This is a genomic window from Rugosimonospora africana, assembly GCF_016862975.1.
GTDB lineage: Bacteria > Actinomycetota > Actinomycetes > Mycobacteriales > Micromonosporaceae > Rugosimonospora > Rugosimonospora africana.
This window is the reverse complement of the sequence record NZ_BONZ01000021.1, coordinates 57,671-79,236: the sequence shown is the minus strand read 5'-3', so window position 1 is coordinate 79,236 and position 21,566 is coordinate 57,671. Positions and strand designations below refer to the sequence as shown.

19 protein-coding genes are annotated in these 21,566 nt (G+C 71.3%); 8 read left to right on the top strand and 11 right to left on the bottom strand.

All coding sequences use genetic code 11. The features are described 5' to 3' along the window. The first annotated feature begins 131 nt into the window (after positions 1-131). Genes Raf01_RS11250 through Raf01_RS11240 form a run of 3 tightly spaced genes read left to right on the top strand, consistent with a single transcriptional unit; the run spans position 132 to position 2,012 of the window. Positions 132-536: a YwqJ-related putative deaminase gene (locus Raf01_RS11250; protein ID WP_203917740.1), complete on the top strand. Its 405-nt coding sequence runs from the start codon at positions 132-134 to the stop codon at positions 534-536. Between the two features lie 7 nt (positions 537-543). Continuing rightward, a complete protein-coding gene (locus Raf01_RS11245) occupies positions 544-1,032 on the top strand; it encodes an SUKH-3 domain-containing protein (protein WP_203917739.1) in 489 nt (162 codons plus the stop codon). Continuing rightward, entirely contained in the window at positions 1,023-2,012 is a 990-nt protein-coding gene (locus Raf01_RS11240; RefSeq protein WP_203917738.1) for an SseB family protein, read from the top strand. The genes Raf01_RS11245 and Raf01_RS11240 overlap by 10 nt, the downstream gene beginning before the upstream one ends. Positions 2,013-2,018: 6 nt before the next feature. On the opposite strand, the gene Raf01_RS11235 is transcribed toward Raf01_RS11240, so the two are convergent. Then, positions 2,019-3,518, bottom strand: a complete 1,500-nt coding sequence (locus Raf01_RS11235) for a hypothetical protein (protein ID WP_203917737.1) — start codon at positions 3,516-3,518, stop codon at positions 2,019-2,021. After that, the gene (locus Raf01_RS11230; protein ID WP_203917736.1) at positions 3,515-4,750 is read right to left on the bottom strand and encodes a type VII secretion protein EccE; all 1,236 of its coding nucleotides are present in this window, start codon (positions 4,748-4,750) and stop codon (positions 3,515-3,517) included. The genes Raf01_RS11235 and Raf01_RS11230 overlap by 4 nt, the downstream gene beginning before the upstream one ends. A 241-nt stretch (positions 4,751-4,991) precedes the next feature. Between Raf01_RS11230 and Raf01_RS11225 the strand changes: the two genes are divergently transcribed. Beyond that, on the top strand, positions 4,992-5,390 hold the full coding sequence (locus Raf01_RS11225) for an NUDIX hydrolase (protein ID WP_203917735.1): 399 nt from the start codon (positions 4,992-4,994) through the stop codon (positions 5,388-5,390). 57 nt (positions 5,391-5,447) lie between these two features. Beyond that, positions 5,448-6,344 (top strand): nucleotidyltransferase domain-containing protein, encoded by an 897-nt coding sequence (locus tag Raf01_RS11220; protein WP_203917734.1) that lies wholly within the window; start codon positions 5,448-5,450, stop codon positions 6,342-6,344. Here Raf01_RS11220 and Raf01_RS11215 read toward each other — a convergent pair. The 4 genes from Raf01_RS11215 to rpmG all read right to left on the bottom strand — a co-directional run bounded on the left by Raf01_RS11215 (position 6,341) and on the right by rpmG (position 9,561). Beyond that, complete coding sequence (locus tag Raf01_RS11215; RefSeq protein WP_203917733.1) at positions 6,341-7,369, bottom strand: NlpC/P60 family protein; 1,029 nt, start codon at positions 7,367-7,369, stop codon at positions 6,341-6,343. The two genes, Raf01_RS11220 and Raf01_RS11215, sit on opposite strands and share 4 nt — an antisense overlap. Continuing rightward, positions 7,366-7,833, bottom strand: coding sequence for a poly-gamma-glutamate biosynthesis protein PgsC/CapC (locus tag Raf01_RS11210; RefSeq protein WP_203917732.1), 468 nt, complete (start codon positions 7,831-7,833; stop codon positions 7,366-7,368). The genes Raf01_RS11215 and Raf01_RS11210 overlap by 4 nt, the downstream gene beginning before the upstream one ends. A 1-nt stretch (position 7,834) precedes the next feature. Further along, entirely contained in the window at positions 7,835-9,118 is a 1,284-nt protein-coding gene (gene pgsB / locus Raf01_RS11205) for a poly-gamma-glutamate synthase PgsB (protein ID WP_203917731.1), read from the bottom strand. 275 nt (positions 9,119-9,393) lie between these two features. Beyond that, positions 9,394-9,561, bottom strand: a complete 168-nt coding sequence (gene rpmG / locus Raf01_RS11200; protein ID WP_203917730.1) for a 50S ribosomal protein L33 — start codon at positions 9,559-9,561, stop codon at positions 9,394-9,396. A gap of 228 nt (positions 9,562-9,789) precedes the next feature. Here rpmG and Raf01_RS11195 point away from each other — a divergent pair, with 228 nt between their 5' ends. The 3 genes from Raf01_RS11195 to Raf01_RS11185 all read left to right on the top strand — a co-directional run bounded on the left by Raf01_RS11195 (position 9,790) and on the right by Raf01_RS11185 (position 13,036). Next, entirely contained in the window at positions 9,790-10,962 is a 1,173-nt protein-coding gene (locus tag Raf01_RS11195) for a hypothetical protein (protein WP_203917729.1), read from the top strand. Between the two features lie 305 nt (positions 10,963-11,267). Continuing rightward, a complete protein-coding gene (locus tag Raf01_RS11190) occupies positions 11,268-12,209 on the top strand; it encodes an ABC transporter ATP-binding protein (RefSeq protein ID WP_203917728.1) in 942 nt (313 codons plus the stop codon). Then, on the top strand, positions 12,206-13,036 hold the full coding sequence (locus Raf01_RS11185; RefSeq protein WP_203917727.1) for an ABC transporter permease subunit: 831 nt from the start codon (positions 12,206-12,208) through the stop codon (positions 13,034-13,036). The genes Raf01_RS11190 and Raf01_RS11185 overlap by 4 nt, the downstream gene beginning before the upstream one ends. A 112-nt stretch (positions 13,037-13,148) precedes the next feature. On the opposite strand, the gene Raf01_RS11180 is transcribed toward Raf01_RS11185, so the two are convergent. The 5 genes from Raf01_RS11180 to Raf01_RS11160 are packed head-to-tail and all read right to left on the bottom strand — an operon-like array spanning position 13,149 to position 21,503. Next, a complete protein-coding gene (locus Raf01_RS11180) occupies positions 13,149-14,459 on the bottom strand; it encodes a Gfo/Idh/MocA family oxidoreductase (RefSeq protein ID WP_203917726.1) in 1,311 nt (436 codons plus the stop codon). Between the two features lie 33 nt (positions 14,460-14,492). Then, on the bottom strand, positions 14,493-15,371 hold the full coding sequence (locus Raf01_RS11175) for a carbohydrate ABC transporter permease (RefSeq protein WP_203917725.1): 879 nt from the start codon (positions 15,369-15,371) through the stop codon (positions 14,493-14,495). Further along, complete coding sequence (locus tag Raf01_RS11170) at positions 15,368-16,375, bottom strand: carbohydrate ABC transporter permease (protein ID WP_203917724.1); 1,008 nt, start codon at positions 16,373-16,375, stop codon at positions 15,368-15,370. The genes Raf01_RS11175 and Raf01_RS11170 overlap by 4 nt, the downstream gene beginning before the upstream one ends. Continuing rightward, complete coding sequence (locus tag Raf01_RS11165; protein ID WP_203917723.1) at positions 16,375-17,862, bottom strand: ABC transporter substrate-binding protein; 1,488 nt, start codon at positions 17,860-17,862, stop codon at positions 16,375-16,377. Before Raf01_RS11165 ends, Raf01_RS11170 begins: the two co-directional genes overlap by 1 nt. 59 nt (positions 17,863-17,921) lie before the next feature. After that, a complete protein-coding gene (locus Raf01_RS11160) occupies positions 17,922-21,503 on the bottom strand; it encodes an endo-1,4-beta-xylanase (protein WP_203917722.1) in 3,582 nt (1,193 codons plus the stop codon). Positions 21,504-21,566 lie beyond the last annotated feature (63 nt).

Sequence of the window (21,566 nt, the reverse complement as noted above, 5' to 3'; positions counted from 1 at the left end):
CGATGGGCGACGTGGTGTGCTTGCGCCCGCCGGCCGCGCTCCGGTCGGATGTTCCCGCCTCGCTGGGCGGCCCGCGCGGCGGGTACGCCGGATAGGGTGTCAACCACGAGGCCCGAACCGGTGGTGGAGGCATGGCGACGAGTCAGACACGAGGCACCCGGCAGCTGCCGCTGACCGCGGGGGCGTTGCTGGTCAACGGCGCCGTGTACCAGCACACCTCGGTGCGCGGCGACACTCCTCCCGACCTGCATCCGGTGGTTCGCCGGTTCCTGCACGAGCTGCCCGTCGAGCTGCGCGAGCGCTACACCGGCTGGTGCGCGGAGGCGGTACTCGTCTCCGACGTGCTCTACGCGGCACAGGCGGAGGCCGGCGGCACGCTCACCGCGAACGCGGCACGGGCGCAGCTGTGGGGGGCGCAGTTGTCGCTGTGCTGGATCCGCGAGGCCGGCGACCCGGCGCACGGTCTGGCCGCGGCGCCGTGCCGGAGCTGCGCGGCGATGCTGGAGTGGTTCGGCGTGGAGGTGGTCGAGGAGTGAGCCGGCCATGACCGATCGGTTCCCGCCCGACGTGGCTCAGGTCCTGGCCGAGGCCGGTTGGACGCCCGGCCGGAGCGAGCCGGCCCGCGCCCGCGCATGGGCCCTGGCACTCGCCGCGCACGCCGCACCGGACGGGCGCCAGCACACCGTGGTCGATGCCGCGCTGCCCGCCTTCGCCGAGTTCGGTGGCCTCGCGGTGGGCCAGGACGGCGCGGGTGAGCAGGTGGCCCGGTCGAGCTTCGTGCTGGACCCGATGCGCGGCCTGCACAGCGTGGCGGCGCTCGCCGAGCTGGGTGCGCTGGTCGGCGCGCGGCTGACCCCTCTCGGCGAGGAGGGCGGCGGCACCGGGGTGCTGGCCATCGACGAGCAGGAGCGGGTGTTCCTGCTCGACCACACCGCTGACTGGCACCTGGGCGATGACCTCGGGGAGGCGCTTTCCACGCTGGTACGGGGCCGGATGCCGGAGCGGGTCCGGGAAGACGGCACATGGACGTGAACCCGTCGTCGGTGCTGCGCGCCGACTGGCAGCCGGCGACCGAGGCGGAGACCGCCATGGCGGCCGCGGCACTCGACCGGGACCAGACCGCATACCTGCGCGCGTTGGGCGGCACCGCGCTGGTCCTGCCCGTGACGGGTGCCGCGGCGGCCGGCCGGGAACCGGCCAACTGGGCCACCAGCGTCGCGCGCGGCACCACGTACGTGCTCGCGTTCACGTCGATCGCGGCGCTGCCGCCCGGCCCGCCGATGGTCGTCCGGCGCAGCCCGGTGTTCGACGTGGTCCGCGCGATTACCGAGCTGGGGTGCGGCCTGGCCGTCGACCCCGGGCTGCCGATCCAGGCGTTCTTCACCCCGGAGGCGGTGGCCGACCTGCGGGAGTGGGAGCCGGAGTGCCAGCCGCTGGACGCCGCGCTGCGCGCCGCCGTGGCCGCGGACGACCGGGACGCCTACCTGGGTGCGCTGCTCGGCGCCAGGCTGGTACTGCCGCTGCCGACCGAGGCCGACGCGGAGTTGGAGGCCGAGCCGGAGCCGGAATCCGAGTGGACCGGATCGGCCGGCGCCGGCTCCTGGACGGCGGCGGGTAGCGGGCCCGGCGACCAGCCGCCGGCCGACTACTGGACCGCGGTGCGCAGCGACCGGCCGTTCGTGGAGGCGTCCGCGGTCTCCCGGGACGTGACCGACCCGGAGTTCCCGTGGTGGCGCACCGAGCGGTTGGACGGCGAGCCGGTGATCCTGGCGTTCACCTCGGCGGCCCGGATGGAGGCGGAGCTGGGCGAGCGCGAGTGGGTAGAGCCGACCTTCATCGAGACCGTCGCGGCGTGGCCCGACTGGAGGGCCGGGCTGCGACTGAATCCGGGTACGGACGCCGGGATGGAGCTGCCCGGGGACGCCCTGAACCGGATGTACGACGCGTTCGTGGAGACGATGCGGGAGCGGAACCCGGGCCTGCGTGACGAGGACGGCGACCGGCGGGGCTGAGCGGCGTCAGCGCCGGGGAGCGCCGTTGTACTGGCGCTCGATGCCGGTCGGCGAGAGCCACACGTACCGGGTGTCCCCGTCCAGCAGCGCGAGCATGTCCTCGCCCATCAGCTGGAGCAGCTGGGTGTTCTGGCCGGTGAGGCCCATGGCCTGTACCGCGACTGACGCCTCGGGCGCGGCCAGGCGCTGCATGATGACCAGGTCGCAGTCCTGGAGGGCGCGTACGTTGTCGGCGCCGAGCTGCCGTACGACGACGAGCTGCGTCTGCCACGGGCGGGGCTCGGGCAGCGGCGCGGCCCCGTACGCGCCGGTGTCGTGGATGATGAGCGCCGGCTGCTGCGCGGTCGCCGGGACGACCGGCGGCCGGGGGTTGTTCCACAGCGCGACCCGGTCGGACCGGCCGGTCGCCAGCTCGCCGAAGCCCTGCCAGGCACCGGGGTCGGTGGTGATCAGCACGACCCGGGCGCCGAGAGCGAGCGCGCGGAACGCGAGCAGCCGCTGCGCCCACACCCCGCCGACGAGGGTCACCTTGGTCGGCGTCGGCCGGAAGAGCCGTACCAGAATCGGCTGGCGCTGCTGGTCCACGCCGAGGATCAGGCCGGTGCCCGGCGACGTCCCGGTCATCCGGCGCAGCGTCTCGGTGGTCACCAGGTGCCAGCCCGCGTGCAGGGCGGTGAGCCGGTGGGACAGTGCCCGCCGCCGCGCGTCGCGCAGCGCGTGCTGGCTCTGCAGCACGGTACCGCGGGGCGGTCCGTCGTCCGGTGCGATGGCGGCCGGGAACGCCGGAGCTTGCGCGGCCCCGGCCGCGGCGGCGGCTGCGCCGGCCGCCGTCGCCTCGGCGGTCACGGAGGTCTGCCAGGGCGCGACGATGGCCGGCACGGTGTAGGTCGTGGCCGGCGGTGTGGCGGCCTGAGGCGATTGCGCGGCGGTGGGCTGTGCGACGGACGGCTGGGCGACGGATTGCTGCCCGGCGGTGGGCTGCGCGACGGATGGCTGTGCGACGAACGGCTGCGCGGCGGACGATTGCGGCCGCGCGACCGCCGGGGGAGTCTGCGCGGCGGGCGGAGCCTGCGCGGCGGGTGGTCGCGGCTTCGCGGCGGCCGGCGGAGTCTGGGCGGCCGGCGGAGTCTGGGCGGCCGGCGGAGTCTGCGTGGCGGGCGGAGTCTGCGTGGCGGGCGGAGTCTGGGCGGCGGGCGGAGTCTGGGCGGCGGGCGGAGTCTGGGCGGCCGGCGGAGTCTGCGCGGCGGGGGGCGGCTGCGTGGCGGCGGGCTGGCCGGGCGCCCGCTGGACCGGTATCCGCGGCTGCCACGGGCTCGGCCCCGCAGGCTGCTGCGGCTGCGAGGGCTGCGGCTGCGAGGGCGACGGCTGCGAGGGCTGCGGCGCCTGCGGCTGGCCGGGCTGCTGGGGCGGGTGCTGGGGCGGGTTCTGCTGTGGTGGGTTGGGCTGCTGGCCGGAAGGCCGCGGTCGCTCGTCCGGGTCGTGGGACGGGGGCTGCGGGTCGCTCACGCGGCACCTCCTCCGGTGGGAGCGGACGCGTATACCGCCGGTCCCTGCTCGCCGTCGAGCCGGAACAGCTCCGCGTTCACCGCCCGCGCCCGCTGGTCGAGCGTCTCGCACAGGTGCGCCAACCCGTCGCCCGGCGCGGCCACCCTGATCAGGCAGCGCATCGCGAGGTCGCCGTGGTCACGGGTCAACGCGAGGGAGACGGTCGTCGACGCGGACGGGGTGGCGGACAGCCCACCGAACAACGTCGCGGCATCGTCGACCCGTGGCCAGTCGCGGAGCCAGAACGACGCGTGGGCGGCCCGCCCGGAATGCCAGGCGGTCCACTCCTCGCGGGGCGCCTGGGCCGCGCCGCCGGCGTCCGAGTCGAGGTCACAGGCGCGGCTCAGCGCGTCGATCAGCTCGTCGGCGGACAGGACCTGGTGCGGCAGCCGGGACTCGCGCAGCGACCGGCTCACCTTGCGGACGAGGTTCGCGACCAGGGTGGGCGCGTGTTCCGCGTCGTACCCGCCGGCCACACCGGCCTCGGCACGGGACCGCGCCTCAAGGCGTACCGCGACCCAGGTGGTGCGGTCTGCCGGTACCGGGCCGGCGAGGGCCTGCAACTCCTGGTACGAGTGGGCGGCGAGGTGCCGGCTGTCCATGTCGAGGCTCGGCGCCGGTACCGACTGCGTGACGACCTGGACCACGGCGCCCGGCTGCTCGGCGTCGTCGAGGGATCGGGCCAGCACGTCGAGCGGTACGCCGGACCCGCCGTCCCCGTGCATGCTGTCCGCCTCGCCGATCGCGATCGCCCCATACCAGCCGGCCGCGTCGCAGGCGATCCCGGTCCGCGCGCCGGTTTCCGACTCGACCTCCGAAACGGTGAGCCCCGGTGTGAGCCAGTGCAGCGCGGCGAGCCGGGGATCCTTCTCCCCGACGTCCGGGTGGCCGCGACGGCGCCGGTACTGCCGGGCCACCGTCTGCTGCTCGAACCACCAGCGCCCGCCCCGGCGCAGCGTGGCGGCCAGGATGAGCAGGGCCCCGGCGCCCGCGGTGATGCCGGCGGCCAGGTAGTTGTGGGTCAGCGCCCCGAGCACGCCGAACAGGACCGCTTCCACCAGCAGCAGTTGCACCACGTGCACGGCACCCAGGTAGCCGGGGCGGCGCTTGAGCTGGGGTTCGGCGTCGTCGCGGACCGGCTCGACGGTGGTCACTTGGGCCACGGCCCGCACGCGCGGGGGCGCTTCGGTCATCCGATCGGTACCCCCATCGGTTCGTCTGCTCCCGGCCGTTCACGATGCGCTCACGAAAGCCTACCGACTGCGGTGGTCGTTGGGCGGTCCCGGCTTCCGGCACTAGCCAGAGTAGATCCCTTCTGGGACACCTGACAGGCCGCCGATCCGCTGATGTCCGTCGAACCGATACGGTCGTGGACGTCCATCCGACAGGATCGCCGTGCGGTCGCCGTGCGGACCGGCCGCGAGGAGATCACGAGTGAGAGTCATCGACAAGGTCGCCTGGATTCGCCTGGAGGACGGCGCGATCCTCAGCTCCCGTTCCCGGGGCAAGGACGTCTACTACCTGCCCGGCGGCAAGCGGGAACCCGGTGAGGACGACATCGACACGCTGGTTCGTGAGGTCCGCGAGGAGCTGAGTGTCACGATCGCCACCGGTACCGCCCGGTACCTCGGGACCTTCGAGGCCCAGGCGCACGGGCACCCGGACGGGACGGTGGTGCGGATGACCTGCTACACCGCCGACTACGACGGCGTACTGCGGCCGGACAGCGAGATCGAGGAACTGGCCTGGCTCTCGTACGCCGACCGTGGCCGCGTGTCACCGGTCGACCAGGTCATCTTCGACCACCTGCGCGAGACGGCCGGCCTGCGCTGACCCGCCCGGTCCGGCGCTTCGGCCCGGGTACCGGCGGAGCCGGTAGGGTCGGCGGGCATGTGCGACGGAGGAGACCGGCCCGTCCCGGAGATGGCCCGCGATATCGTCGGCGCGTACCTGAGCGCAGTCGACGAGGAGGCGCCCGGTCTCGTCGAGGGGCTGTACCTGACCGGTTCCGTGGCGCTCGGCGACTTCCGCCCCGGCGCCAGCGACATCGACTTCGTCGCGGTCACCGCCGCCAAGCCCACGGACGAGCAGATCGCGGCCGTGCGCCGGGCGCACGACCGGGTCTCCGCCCGGTACCGCCGCCCGTTCTTCGACGGCCCGTACGTCACCTGGGACGAACTCGCCGGTGACCCGCTGAGCGCGGCACCAGGCCCGTACCGGCATCGGGATCGCCTCGCGGCCTCGTCCCGCGACGAGCGGCACCCGGTCACCTGGCACACGCTGACCCGCTACGGCACGGCGTTCCGCGGCCCGCTGCCGGGCGAGTTCCCCGTCCACGCCGACGACGCCGGGCTGCGCGCGTGGACCCTCGGCAACCTCGACACCTACTGGCGGTCCTGGCGGGCACGCGCCGGCAGGCTGCCGTCGCCCACCGGCCTGGCCTGCCTGAGTTCGTTCGGTCCGGTGTGGGCCGTCCTCGGGGTGAGCCGGCTGCACCACACGCTGGTGACAGGGGCGATCATTTCCAAGGCTGCCGCCGGAGACTATGCCCGCGACCGGTTCGACGTGCGGTGGCACCCGATCGTCGCGGAGGCGCTGCGCATCCGCCGCGGTGGCACGGATCCGCGCGGCTACCGCGACCCGCTCCGGCGGCGGCGCGACACGCTCGCCTTCATGGACCACGTCATCGAGGACGCCCACGGGTTCGGCGAGCACCAGACCGGCGAGGCGGACGAGACCGGCGGGACGGGCGGCACGGGCAGGGGCGGGGACCCCGGTCTGGCCTAGAGCCGGACCGCCCGGCGTACCGCTCTGGGGTAGTAGCCGTGCCCCTCCAGCCGGGCGATTCCCCCGACGTCGCCCATGGTCGGTCCGTTGACCGTCGACCGGGACGAGATGAACCGCAGGTGTCCCTGGTTGTCCTCGCCGAGGAACATGCCGGCGTGGGACAGGTACCGGGGGTCGCTGTGCAGGGCGAAGAAGACCAGGTCGCCCGGTTGCAGCCGGCCGAGCTGCTTGGCCGAGGGCGGCGCGTCCACGCTGTCGAAGACGGGGACCACGAGGGCGCAGCCGGCGATCTGACGGGCCTCGCGGGGCAGTGCCGCGGTGTCCCTGCCGGCCGCGCCGGGGAGCATGGGCAGTCCCATCCGGTACCCCCAGACCAGGCGCAGGAAGCCGGAGCAGTCCACGTCCCGGTACCGGTTCGGTCGGGGTGCCGAGGTGGTGCCGTCCGGCCAGGTCCACGGGATGCCGAGGTAGTCGTAGAAGTCCGACCGCTGGTCGCGGACGCCGTCGATGAGCGGGCCGAACCCGGCGTCGCCGGCGTACGGGACGCCGGCGCTGTCGACGAGCCTGGGCGTACCCGTGACGTACTGCATGGCGATGCCCATGGCGTCCGGCCGGGTCGAACCGTCATGGGCGGCGAACCAGCCGGTGAACCAGGTCTGCGCCTGCGCGCCGAAGTGCCACGGCCGGGGTGCCAGGCGCACCCAGGAGTTCGATCCGACGTGCGCCCTGGTCGTGGCGGGCTCGGCGAACCTGCGGCGCGGGCCGGTGAACACGACCGTCCGGGCGCCCTCGGTCAGGGTCGCGACGGGCGTGCTGTGCTCGTCGTACACCGCCGTGCGGTCGGGGTGCGACAGCCGGACGTACCGGTAGCGGCCGAACAGGGGCTTCGCTCGCGCGCTCACCTCGGACCGGTCGATGCGCTCCAGTACCCGCGGGGCCAGGACCGGCGCCGCGCCGAGGCTGCCGGCCGCCGCGGCGCCGGCCACGCACCAGCTCAGCATCTGGCGCCGGGTCAGGGGTCTCACAGCGCCACCACGGCGAGCGCGACGACGGCGGAGGCCAGCGTGATGACGCTGGTCGCGACGAGGGTCGGGAGCTTCGGCTGGCGCACCAGCTGGTACGCGACCAGGCCGGGCACCACGAAACCGAGGGTGTCGTGCGGGAACAGCTGCGGCTGCCGGTTGTGCAGCGCCAGGAACGCGGTCGCCTCCAGGAACACGCCGACGAGCACGACGATGGCGAACAGTCGCTTGCCGTACAGGATGGACCAGCGCTGCAGCAGCTTGGCCACGACGAACGTGGCCACCATGGCCACGCCCGTGATCAGGATGGTGTCCACCCCCTCCACGAGGGTCAGCGCCAGCCAGCCCGGCACGATCATCCCGCCCGGGGACAGGTTGGTGAACGCGTAACAGACCAGGGAGAACAACAGGCCCAGCGCCAGTACCAGGCTCGCGGTCGAGCTGTCGAAGTCGACGTGCGTCGGCATGTCAGTTCGCTCCGGACAGGGACGGCGGCTCGACGGCGGGCTCCAGGCGTACCCGAGGGAGGAGCGCGGGGTCGTCGACCGCCGGCCGGGTGGCCCCGCCGATCAGGGCGTCGAGCAGGTGCTCGCCGCGGCCGTGGATGTTGCCGACCATCACCAGCCCGTGGTCGTCGCGCGGCATCTGGGCGGTGATCGCGGACAGGAGCTGGGTACCGCTGCGGTGCTCGCCGCCCAGGTCCACCACCCGGTGGCGCAGCTCGCTGGGAATCGTGCGCAGCGCGGAACGGGTCGGCGTGCCGATCAGGTACACCCGTTCCGGACCGATCTTGGCGACGATGTGGCCCATCTGGCCGTTGCGCTCGATGCGGTCCGGCCGGCAGTTGATGACCATCGACAGCGAGCCGGGCAGCTGCCCGGTGTTCTGCAGCAGTTCGAGGTTCATCAGCGTCGACTCGGGATCGTTGGCGGCGAACAGGTTCGCGGCGAGGAACGAGTGGCCGGCGTGCTCGCAGCGGTCCACCCGCAGGACTCCCGGGTCGGGATCGGCCCGGTACATGCCGGCCAGCGCGTCGGCCCGGGGTACCCCCATCAGATCCGCGACGGCGAGCGCGACGGCGACGTTCTCTTTGAAGGTCACCCATCCGAATCCGGCCATCTCCCGGTCGGAGACGGACTCCGGATCGGCGACGACCAGTGAGCAGTTCCGCCGGTCCGCCTCGGCGCGCAGGATGTGCAGCCGGTCCCGCTCGGCGGTGACACAGACTCCACCGGCCGGCATCGAGCGGCACAGCGACCGGGCGACGTCGTCGAGGGTCGGGCCCATCACGTCGAGGTGGTCCTCCCGCACGTTGGAGATCACCACGATCGTGGCCTGGATCAGCTTCTCCTGGTTGAGCTGTTGCAGGTCCGGGTTGACCGCCATGCACTCGATGACCAGCGCCCGCGCGCCGGCCTTCGCCGCGTCGGCGACGACGTCGACCTGCTCGATGATGTTGGCCAGACCGAAGCGCCGCTCGAACGGCACCTCGTGGCCGTCGGCGAAGATGAAGCGCGCCGCGGTACCCGTGGTCTTCGCGACCGTGGGCAGTTGGCCGCGCAGGGAGCCGGCGACGAGGCGGGTGATTGACGATTTGCCGCGGATACCGTTGATCACGATCCGGACGGGGACGCGCGCGAGCCGCCCGCGGTGACGGTGGCCCTCCACCAGTAGGGAGATCAGTACGGCCGTGAGCCCGATCGCGAACACGACGTAGAACGTCGAGTAGTGGCGCCCCACGCCTACCCCCATGGTCGTATGCCCGTTTCATCAGGATATAGGGCAGATTGGGCGCGATGGTGTAGACGACCATGTCCGATAAATCATGATTTGTGCCCGTGCTCTGGTTCGCCACGGATGGCGCGAACCGTCCCACCGGGCCGGATGAAGCGAACCGCCCACCGGGCCGCGCGGAGGCGGCCGGTGGGCGGGGTGCTCGTGGGTCGGGCGGGTGCTCCTGGGTCCGGCGGTGCTCCTGGGCCTTGGCGGTGCTCCCGGGCCTGGCGGTGCTCCTGGGCCCGACGGGCTCAGCGTTCCTCGCGGAACTCCACGTGCCGGCGAGCCACCGGGTCGTACTTGCGCAGGATCAGCCGGTCCGGATCGTTGCGGCGGTTCTTCCGGGTGACGTACGTGTAGCCGGTACCGGCGGTGCTGCGCATCTTGACCACCGGGCGGACGTCGGCTTGGCGAGCCATCGGATCGGTACCCTCCCTCGGCGCGCGACAACTGCGCCGCCGGAACCCGAGGTGGTGGCGGCAATGTCGCGTCTGCTGCGGCACTACCCGCGAGGCCGGCTCCGAAACGGCGGCTCCCCCATGGCGGCTCCCAGACGCCCGGCTCCGAAACGCCCGGACCAGGGTCGCGAGGCGGCCTGCCGCTGCGCGCAACGACCTGCTGCCGCGCACCGAGTAGTGTGCCTGGGCATGATTCGGGCACGGATCGTGGCGATCGGTGGCGCCGTGGTCGTCCTCGTGGCCGCGATGTTCTTTCCGGTGACCACGGCGTACACCGAATGGTTCGGCGCCCGGGCCGTCGCGACCGTCACCCGCTGCGAACCCGGCGGGAAGGCTCCGCGCTGCCACGGGACCTGGGTCGACGCCGGTGGGCGGCACCGCTCCGGCGTGATCGCCGGTGTCACCGACGGTGTCGGTGAGCGGGTGCGGATCCGGACCGGGCCGCTGGGTGCCAGCGCCCAGGCGGGCCTGGGGTGGACATCGGTGATCATCGTGGTCGTGTTCGGGGTCGCCCTGCTGGCCGGTTTCGTCGTGGTCGCGCGCCGGTTCCGCCGGATGCGTGATGCCGGCGAGGCGCTGCTGGCCGGCGTCGCGCCGGGCGCGACCGTGTTGATCGTCGACCGGGAACGGGTGTGGCGACCGGACGGATCCACGGTCGCGGTGCTGCGACCGGCGCCGCCGTCCGCTCGCGTCGCGGACGCACGGCCGGCGCCGCGATCGGGGTCGGACACGGGGTCTGGGTCGGACACAGGGTCGGGCACGCAGTCGGGGTCGGGCACGCATCCGCCGGCTCACGCCGGAGCACGGCCCGGGCCCGGACCGGGTGAGCACCCGCCGGCGCACGCCGCGGGAACTCGGCCGCAGCGGGGCAAGTCCGGTGCGCCGCTGCTGGATGGCGTCCGGTGGCTCTGGTACAACCCGCCGGAGGGAGAGAGGCTCAGCGTCGCGTACGGGCCGGACGGGGCGGTGCTGTTCATGATCAATCGGATACCCACCGGATGGGAGCTGCCGGAGACGGCAGTCCTCGGTCCCGACGGAGCGCTCCGGGCCACGATCCGCCGGACCGTACGGCATCCCGCTCAGCTCACGCTGCTCGACCCGGAGGGGGCGCGCCTGGGCGGCATCACCTCCACCGGTTCCGGTGCCACGCTGCTGACCCTGGTCGACGCGACCGGCCGGCGGGTCGGCGCGGTCGGTCGAGGGCGGGGCCGGCGGGTTCTCGTCCTGGAACCGGGCGGCGCGGGGTTGGAGCCCGGCGGTGCGGCGGTGGAGCAGGGCGGTGCGGCGCTGGAGCGGGACGGTGGGGTGCTGCGTGATGCCGCGGTCGCGTTCGCCGTCGACCTGGGCCGGTTGAGCGCATAGCCCGGACTTCCCGGCCACGACGATGCCGGCCACGACGATGCCGGCCACGACGATGCCGGGCCCGGCCGATCCGGTCGGCGTCCCGGTTCGGGGCGACCCGGGGCGTCCGGGACTTTTCGGGTGAGGCGTCTCACAGGCGGGCAACGCGCAGGTCACCGGCGGTGTCCGGTTTCCGCGCGAGCCAGGGGCAGCGCCGAGATTCGTGGGGGCTAAAATTGGCCGCACTGATGCCGGGCGCCATTCGGCAGTTTGATCCCAAACGCGGTGTATAGCTGACCGCCGATAACGACCTTACCGGGGGAACCATGATTGAGGCCAGGGGCCTCACCAAGAGGTACGGCGACAAGGTCGCCGTCGATGATCTGTCATTCACTGTGAAGCCGGGGACAGTCACCGGGTTCCTTGGCCCGAACGGCGCCGGCAAGTCCACCACGATGCGGATGATCCTCGGGCTGGACCGGCCCACCCGTGGCACGGCGCTCGTCAACGGCCACCCGTACACCCACGCGAAGGCCCCGCTGCGGGAGGTCGGCGCGCTGCTGGACGCGAAGGACGTGCACGGCGGCCGGACCGCGCGGGCGCACCTGCTCTCGCTCTGCCAGTCCAACGGCCTGCCCCGCCGTCGAGTCAACGACGTGCTCGAACTGACCGGCATGTCCGAGGTCGCGGGCAAGCGCATCAAGGGCTTCTCGCTGGGTATGTCGCAGCGTCTCGGCATCGCCGCCGCGATGCTCGGCGACCCGCAGATCCTGATGTTCGACGAGCCGGTCAACGGACTGGACCCCGAGGGCATCCTGTGGATCCGCAACTTCATGCAGTCGCTGGCCAGCCGCGGGCGGACGGTCTTCGTGTCCAGCCACCTGATGAGCGAGATGGCGCTGACCGCCCAGCACCTCATCGTGATCGGCCGCGGCAAGCTGCTGGCCGACATGAGCACCCAGGAGTTCATCAACCAGAACTCGTCGGCCCGGGTACGGGTGCGCACGCCGCACGCCGAGGCGCTGCTCGACGCGCTCGCCGCCCAGGGCACGACCACCCGGAAGGTCGACGCCTTCATCGAGATCGACGGCCTGACGACAGACGCGGTCGGTGACCTCGCCGCGAAGCACAACGTCACCATTCACGAACTGTTCGCCCAGCGTTCTTCGCTGGAGGAGGCGTTCATGGAGATGACCCGGGACTCCGTGGAGTACCACGCCACCGTGGGCGATCAGCAGGTTCCGGCAACCGTGGGAGGTGCGCAGTGACCGCCGCGACCGCCGCACCGGTGGCGACCGGGTTCGACGACCGCCGCACCCGCACGACTATCTGGCACGTCATCCGGTCGGAGTGGACGAAGATCTGGTCGGTCCGCTCGACCTTCTGGACGCTGCTGTCGCTCGTGCTCGTCACGATCGGGCTGTCGGCGCTCATCGCCTGGGGCGCCAGTTCCAACTTCGACAAGATGAACCCGCAGGACCGCGCCCACTTCGACGTGGCCGGCTCGGCCATGAGCGGCCTGGTCCTCGGGCAGTTGGCCATCGCCGTCCTCGGCGCGATGGTCATCACCGGGGAGTACTCGACGGGCGGCATCAAGGCCACGCTGACCGCCGTACCGGCCCGGATGCGCGTGCTGTTCGCCAAGTGGCTCGTCTTCGGGGTCGTCGCGACCGTCGTCGGGGAGATCACCGCGTTCGGCGCGTTCTACATCTCGATGATCTTCTGGTCGCACCACGACATGGCCGCGCACCTGAACGACCCGGGCGTGCTGCGCGCGATCATCGGCGGTGGGCTCTACGTACTGGCCAGCGGCATGGTCGGGTTGACCGTCGGTGTGCTCATCCGGCACACGGGCGGCGCCATCGCCACCGCCGTCGGGCTGCTGTTCGTGGCGCCGATCCTGACCAACCTGCTGCCCGGCACCTGGGGCAAGGACATCTCGAAGTACTTCCTGTCCAACGCCGGCCAGCATGTCTCGGACGTGGTTCACGTCGCGGGCAACCTGTCGCCGTGGACGGGGTACGTGGTCATGAGCGTGGAGTGGGTGGTACCGCTGCTCATCGGCGCCTGGCTGATGAAACGCCGGGACGCGTAGTCGGCGACTGGCCTGGGTCGCGGCGCGGCGTCAGACGCGCCGAGCCAGACTGGTCGCACACGGCAAAAAAGGGGCGGCCGTCCACAGTGGACGACCGCCCCTTTCCCGTTTTCTAGTCGATGTCCAGCACGCTGGCCGTGGGTACCGCCTCGCCGGTGACGAAGGAGCGGTTCGCCGCCAATCCGGTCACCAGTGCCAGCGCCCCGTCCCGGGCACTGGCCCGGTCGGCCGCCTGAGACGCGTCGCCGTCCAGCAGGGTGGCGAGCAGCCGTGAGTCCGCCCCGCCATGCCCGGCGTGGTCGTGGTCGACGGTCATGTCCACCGGAGGCGCCCACAGCGGCCGCAGCGTGATCCGGGTCTGGCCGGCGGTCGGGGCGGCCAGATGCCCGTGCACCTGACCCCGGCCGGACTCCACCCGCTCGTGCGGCCTGGTCCAGGTCGACTCCTCCACCTCCAGCTCGACCCGGCCGCGCGAGCCGTTGAACATCACCCGGTAGCCCTCCCACGGCGAGTACGCGGTGAGGTGGTAGCTCATCGACGCTCCGGTGTCGTACCCGACGAGTACCGCCATGTCGTCCTCGATGGTGACCCCGTCGGCGAACACGTTGCGGTCGCGGTAATACCCGTCGTGCTCCTCGGCGTCCAGGTACAGGGCGCGAAGCGTGGGGTTGTCGTCCAGGTGGAGGGCGAACGGGTCGTCCTGCGCCTCCGGTGAGCCGTGTGCCCGCTGGTAGTCGCGGGCGTACCCGTGACGGCGACCGGCCTCCGGCCCGTAGAACGCCAGCCGGCCCTGTCCGAAAACCACCCGGGGCGCCGCGCCCAGCCACCAGTTGACCAGGTCGAAGTGGTGCCCGGCCTTGTGCACCATCAGGCCGCCGGAGTTCGCCTTGTCCCGGTGCCAGCGGCGGAAGTAGTCCGCGCCGTGCCGCACGTCCAGCAACCACTCGAAGTGCACCGACGTCAGCTCGCCGATCTCGCCGTCCGCGAGCAGCTGCCGTACCCGCTGGTGCACCGGATTGAACCGGTAGTTGAACGCCACGGTCAGGTCGCCCGCGGTGCGCGCCACGGTGTCGAGGATCCGCCGCGCCTTGTCGGCGTCGGTGGTCATCGGCTTCTCGGTGATGACCCGCACGCCGGCCTCCAACGCCGCGACGATGTAGGCGTCGTGCGTGGCGTCCACGGTGGTCACCACGAGCAACCCGATCCGCGCCTCGCTCAGCATCTCGGCGAACCGTTCCGGCGGCCAGGTCGCCGCGGCCGGTCGTCCGGCGGCGGTCAGGATCTGGTTGTGGAAGGCCATCCGGGTCGGGTTCCGGTCGCACAGCGCCACGACGAGATACTCGTCGCGCTTGGCGAGCCCTTCGGTGAACAGCTGTGCGCGGCTACCGGTACCGACGATCGCGGTGCGGACCGGAGCGGACATGACGCCTCCTTCAGGTGTGGGTGGATGGGACCGTCACTGCTTGACGGCGCCGGCCAGCCCGTTGACGAAGAACCGTTGCAGGAACAGGAAGAGCACGATGATCGGGGCCAGGGTGATGACCGTACCGGCGCACAGCAGCGTCCAGTCGGTGGAGTTCTCGCCGATGAACGCGTACATGCCGACCGCCAGGGTGCGCAGCTCCGGCCGGCCGAGGGTGAACACCAGCGGCAGGAAGAAGCTGTTCCACGCGGTGATCGCGGTGAACAGCCCGACGGTGGCCACCATCGGACCGGACAGCGGCAGCATGATGCGCCAGAAGGTCTGGTTGAAGCCGGCCCCGTCGACCTGCGCCGCGTCCTCCAGCTCGCGGTCGATGGCCATGAAGTAGCCCATGAACAGGAAGGTGCCGAAGACGACGCCGCTGGACGCCTGCACGATGATCACCGACCACAGGCTGTCCAGCAGGTGCACGCGCTGCATCAGGTCGAAGATCGGGATGATGGTGTACCCGTGCGGCAGGAACAGGGTGGCCGAGACGAGGCCGAGGCACAGTTTCTTGCCGGGGAACTGGGTACGGGCCAGCACGTAACCGGCCATCGAGGTCACCACCAGGGTCACCAGCACGGTACCGAGGGTGATCAGCAGCGTGTTGAGGAAGTACCGGCCGAACGACGCCTCCTGCCACGCCTGCAGGTAGTTGGACCACATGAAGTGCGACGGGAGCGGGTTGAGCCCGCTCGAGAAGAACTGGTCGTCGCTCTTCAGCGAGCTGCCCAGCGCCCAGAACAGCGGGTACAGCCAGGCCAGCCCGCCGATCAGCAGGGCGAAGTGGGTCGCCAGGCTGACCACCCGCCGCCGGCTGCGGTACCGGTTGCGCCGTCCGGCGCTCTGCTGCACGGCGATCGCCGTCATGACTGGCCTCCCTGCCTTTCCCGTCCGGCGGCCCGCCGCCGCACCAGCGTGCGCAGCACCACCACCTGGACGACCGAGAACACGATGAGCAGCAGCCCGAAGAAGAACGACGCCGCCGAGGCGAGCCCGACGTCCGGCTGCACCGCGCTGGCGTTCGTGCCCCCGAACGCGAGGTGGTAGATGTACGTGTTGACCACCTCGGTGGAGAAGTACGGTCCGCCGCTGGTGAGCACCTGCACCAGGTCGAAGATCTGGAAGGTGCCGATGATCGCGAGCACCAGGATGACCACGCCAACCGCGCGCAGCATGGGGATCGTGATCCGCCGGAAGATGGCGATCCGGCCGGCGCCGTCCAGCCGGGCCGCCTCGTAGAGCTCCTCCGGGATCGTCTGCAACCCGGCGAGGAAGTAGACCAGGTTGTAGCCGAACGTGTGCCAGATGCCGACCGCGATGACGATGCCCAGCGCGAAGTGCGGGTCGCCGAGCCAGTCGATGTGCGAATGGGTCAGGTGCAGGTCCATCAGGATCGTGTTGATCGAGTCGCCGAAGTTGGACACCAGCAACTGGATGACCACGCCGATCACCGCGGCCGAGGTCACCACGGGCAGGAAGAACAGGGTGCGGTAGAACGACGCGAAGCGCAGCCGCCGGTTGTTGAGCACCAGGGCCAGCGCGAGCGCGAGCACCAGCTGGACCGGCACCACGATGGCGGCGTAGACGAACGTGTGGCCCAGGGAACGCCAGAAGATGCTGTCGTGGATGATCTGGCGGAAGTTCCCCAGCCCCACGAAGGTGGACGGATCCCCGATCCCGTTCCACTGGTACAGGGTGTAGCCGAGCGACGCCACGATCGGGTACACGATGAACGCCAGCAGCAGTACCAGCATCGGCGTGAGATACAGGTACGACCACAGGTACTTGCGGGCACGCCGCCGCGCCGACCTCGCGGCCGGCGCGGGGGCCGGGGCGAGGTCGGCGCGGCGGGTGTGGGAGACCGCCACCATCAGGAGGCCGGCTTGGTGGTGTAGGGCTTCAGCGGGTCGAAGTCGGGGAACACGAAGTCGGCCTGGCTCACCTTCGCGCCGGAGCCGTTGGCCTTCTTGATCGCGTCAGACAGCGCCGTGTTGCGGCGTCCCTCCAGGTCCGACAGGGAGCTGGCGACGTTCTTGATCTGTCCTGTGTAGACACCGGCCAGCACGTCGTTGATGTCCGGCTTGACCGTGCCCAGGGTCAGCTTGGCGACGTCCGGGTTGCGGATCGTCGGCTGCGGCCCGTACACCGCCGTGCCAGCCATCGCGACATACTGCGCGAACGGCTTCGAGGTGATGTTCTTCGTGTCGTTGGCGTCCGGGTAGATCGACAGGCCCTGACCCGACTCCACGTAGCGCTTGCCGGACTCCACGCCGCCCAGCCAGTCGAACCAGGCGAACGTCTCGTCCGGGTGCTTCGCCTTCGAGGAGATGGCGAACAGGTACCCGCCGGGCGGACCGTAGAACAGCGCCTGCGGCGTCCCGGTGGGCGAGGGCAGGGTCATCAGGCTGTAGTCGGTGAACTTGTGCTCGGTCCACTCCGGCTGGTTCCACACCCCGCCGACGGTCATCCCGAACTGGCCGCGTTCGAAGTACGCCCGCGCCTGCTCGTCGGAGATGCTCATCGAGTTGGGGTAGATGTAGCCGTTCTTCTTCCACTGCAACAGCAGCGCGATGAAGTCGGCGTAGTTGCGGTCGGACGCGTAGGTCCACTTGCCGACCCGGCTGTCCATGCTGTCGATGCCGGCACTGGCCGCGCCGCCGGGCGATCCCGCCCCGCGGACGAACAGGTCCAGCCACCAGGCCAGCGTGGTGTTGGCCGAGTTGCCGAACCCGAACCCGTACACCTTGCCGCCGCTCTTGGCCTTGATGGTGGCCGCGGCCCGGCTCACGTCGTCCCAGGTCTTGGGTACCGCGACGGAACCGTCCGGGTTGGTCAGCCCGGCATTCTTGAACACTCCATTGTGGACGTACAGCTGGAGCGACGGCGCCGGGCCGGCGAACGGGGCGCTGTAAATCTTGCCGTTGAACTCGTTGTTGCCCTCGATGAAGCTGTTCTGCGGGTACCGGGACTTCCACGAGTCGGTCGCCCACTTGTCCAGCGGCGTCAGCCAGTTCTGGGTCACCTGCTGGGTCAGCGGCGGGCTCTTGGGCAGCTGGAACATGTCCGGTGCGTTGGCGCTGCGGAAGGCGAGCGACACCAGGTTCGGGTACTGGTCGGATACCTGGGTGGTCTTCTTGATCTTGATCTTCGGGTTGGCCTTCTCGAACAGCTTGATCTCGTTGTCCACCCAGGGCGCCTGGCTGACGAACGAGTCCCAGTAGTTCACGGTGATGCCATCGCCGGACGAGGACGAGCTGGAGGAGCAGGCGGACAGGCCCGCGCCGCCCAGCGTGGCGGCTGCGGCGCCCATGCCCGCCGCGCGCAGCAGCGAGCGGCGACTGAAGGTTGGGGACGACATGGCGTTTTTCCTCCTATCGGGGCCCGCCGGCGGTGCCGGCCGCCGGCGGGCTTGGTGCGTCAGCAGGCGGGCGAGGTCTTCGTGGCGGTCTGGGAGGACCCGTTGAGACTCCAGGTCAACGGGGACTTCCCGTCCCAGGTGACGGCGACCCGCTTCGGGCGTTGGAACGGCAGGAAATATTCGGTCTGGCCGCGGTCGGCCGCACCCGTGGTGAAGAAGTTGCTCGTCCCCACGGGTACCGGGATGTAGTAGTTGTTCGCGTTGGAGTAGCCGAAGTACGCGGTGTACTGGCTGCCCTGGTCGTCGACCACACAGGCGGCGGTCGGCTGCACCGGGTTGAACGCGGTCTGTTCGACGCCGGCCGGCTGCAGTGCCGCGTCGTCGACGAAGAAGTCGTCGGCGCCGGTGGTGGTGCTGACCCACCACTCCGCCTTGGCGAGCGTGCCGGTCCAGCTGACCGGGATGTTGTTCGCGGAGAGCAGCGTCCAGCCGTCCGCGGTCACCGGTGCCGAGGCCATCGGCACGGTCACCGAGGAGCCGTCGGTCATGGTGAGCTTCAGCCGTACCTGGGCGGTGGTACCGGCCGCGCCGGCGGCCATCCGTACCCAGGCGGACGTCTTGTACTGGGCGCCGTTGGTCACCTGGACGCCCTGTGCCGGCCCCGTGTAGTTGAACTCGCGGCCGGTGGCCCGTACCGAGGTCGCGCCGCCGTGCACCTGGTCGGTGGCGGTCTGCGCGACGCAGGGGGAGAAGCAGTACCAGCCGAACAGGCCCTGCTCCGCGTCGCCATTGCCGAGCAGGTCCGCCCCGGCGACCGGGGTGGCCATCGGCGCGAAGGACGCGTCGTCGACCAGCAGGTCCTCGGTACCGGTGGCGGTGCTGACCCACCACTCCGCCTTGGTCAGCGTGCCGGACCAGCTCACCTTGACGTTGTTGGCACCGATCCGGGTCCAGCCGTCACCGGTGATGGTGGCCGTGCCGAACCGGTACGTGTTGGTCCCCGTCGACGTGGTGAGTTTCAGCGAGACCATGCCGGTGTCGGTACCGGGCTGGGCCAGGCGCAACCACGCCGAGGAGTCGTACAGCCCGCCGTTGCTGGGCAGCGCCACGCCCTGCGCCGGCCCGGCGAAGGCGGCCGTGCGGCCGGTCACGGACAGGTCACCGGTTCCGGTGTGCGGGGTGGCGGCCACGTTCTTCAGGGTGCAGGTACCCAGGCAGTACCAGCCGGTCGTGTTGGCGTGGTTCTCCAGGGTTCCGTTGCCCAGTGCGGACGGCGTGGGCAGGTACGGCGTGATGGCCGGCGGGGCCTGCGGTGGCGGTGGCGTGCCGGAGGTCGGCGTGATGCTCACGTCGTCCGCGTCGCAGGTCGCCGAGGTCGGATTCGGGTTGGACCAGACGAAGGTCTGGGTCCAGGTGGTGCCCGTCGGTGGCGTGAACGCCAGCAGCTTCTGGGTGTACCCGCGCTCGTCGGAGTACGTCGACTCGTACTGGAAGGTGGGCTTGCCGGCGGTCGCCCCGCCGCGTACCCCGATGTAGCACTGGGTACCGGCGCCGGACAGCTTGGCCCAGCCGGACAGCAGGTAGCTGGTGCCGGGGGTCAGTCCGGTGAGGTTCTGGGTGACCCCGCTGCCCGGAGCCAGGGCGAGCGCCGAGCCGCCGCTGTGCGCGTCGGAACTGGTGGCCGGGCCGGTGCCCAGCGGCGTCCAGCCCTTGGCGGCGGTCTCGAAGTCGCCGTCGCCGACCGGGTTGACCGGGGCGGTGGCGGGGGAGGCGGCGATGCCGTCCGCGACCACCGTGACGGACGCGCCGGCGGTGGTCGGCATGGACACCTTGACCTGCTTGGAGATGCCGCCCACGGTGACCGTCACCAGGTAGTCGCCCTGGAACGCGCGCACCCCGTAGACACCCCTGGTGTCGGTGCCGCCGGTGACGTCGGTGTGCCACTGGTGCTCGATGAGGTTCTCGTACGCCAGCGCGTTGGGCTTGGGCGACCAGTCCGGGTTGAAGAGGGCGACCAGCGGGTTGTAGATGTTCTTCGCCCAGAACCCGAAGTTGTCGATCTCGGTGACGTTCGGGTCGGAGAACATCGCGGTCATGAAGTCGCGGGTGTAGTCCGCCTGCAACTGCTGGTCGTCGGTGGCCACGTCGAACTCGGTCACCCCGACCTTCACGCCCAGCGCGGCGAACTGGTCCACAATGGACAGCAGCTGGTCGGGCGGGGTCAGCTGGAGACCGTTGAAGTGGCTCTCCATGCCGATCACGTCGACCGGCGTGCCGGCCGCCTTCATCGAGGAGAGCAGGTTGTAGTCGTACGCGCGGTGCCGGCCTTCCTCACCGCCGTTCTCCAGGATGCCGTAGTCGTTGAGCGACAGCCGGGCGTCCGGGGCGGCCTGGTGGGCGAGCGAGAACCAGCTGCCGATCTCGTTCTGGCCGAGGACGTCCTGCACGTTATGTTCGGAGTACGGCTCGTTGACCACGTCGATCTCGTCGGCGATGCCGTTCATCGCGGACGCCTCGTCGGTGACGTGGTCGTCGATCCGCTTGCGCAGCGCGGCCGGGTCGCCGGCCAGGCTCGCCACGTCGGTCGGCATGTTGCCGTACGACGGCCAGACCAGGTTGTGGGCGCGGATGTTCAGGTTGTGCGCGCGTGCCCACTGCAGCCCCGGGTAGGTCAGCGTGTCCCGCTCGGTCTGGTTCTCCCAGTGGTTCCACTTGAGGTTGTTGCCCATCGAGACCGTGTTGAACAGCGACGTGCTGATGTCCTGGTAGTGCGCCGCGTCGGCGGCGGTGATCCCACCCGACGGGTCGTCGATGAGCCGCGCCGCGTCATCGGCGGTACCGAAGTCGAACGCGCTCTTCTGCTCGGCGACCCGCACCGTCGCGCCGTTGACCGGCCTGCCCTGCGGGTCCACCACGTTGACCGTGAGGTCGCCCTTGCGGTACTGGTCGATGCGCTGGGCTGCGGCGGTGCGCCAGGCGGCGTTCGGGTCGCGCCCGTCGTAGGTCACCTTCGGGTACCCGGCCGGGTCGCCGGGGCCCAGGTCGGTCACCGACACCCCGGCGACCTGCAGGGTCTGTGCGCCGTAGCCGAGCCACAGGTTCAGGTGCGCGCCCGCCGACGGGTAGCTGACCGCCGCGCGGAAGGGGAACTGGAACTGCTGCCAGTCCACGCCGAACTGCAGTGCCGCGTTCATCGACTTGGTGAACGGGTTGCCGTCGGTCTCGAACACCAGATGCGCGTTGCCCGTGGTACCGCCGGCGATCGGCTGTGTCGAGCGGGCCCAGACGGTGGCCACCAGAGCGTCGCCGGTGGTCACCGCGGCGGCGGTCGGCGTGCCGAGGGTGATCTCGTACTCGCCGTCCAGCCCGGCACTGGTCGGCCCGTTCGGCACCGCGATCTGCAGCGCCTGGGTGAAGTTCGCGTTGCCGGTCACCGGGACGATCTGGGTGGCCGAGGTGGGCAGCGACTTGAACTCGGTGAACGTGGTCAGCGGGTTCGCCGGCAGTACGGCGAATGGCGCGGGGTCGGCGTGTGCGGGCGCGGCGAAGGCTCCGACCGCGGCCGTGGCGAGCACGGCGAGCGCGGCGCCGAGGGCACGGCGCCTGGCCGGTCGCCCGTCGGGCGGGAAGCTGCGTCTCATGTACGGATCCCTTCCAGCGGTGGTGTGCGCGGGGGGTGCTCCGCCCGCCGGTGGTGCGCGGTG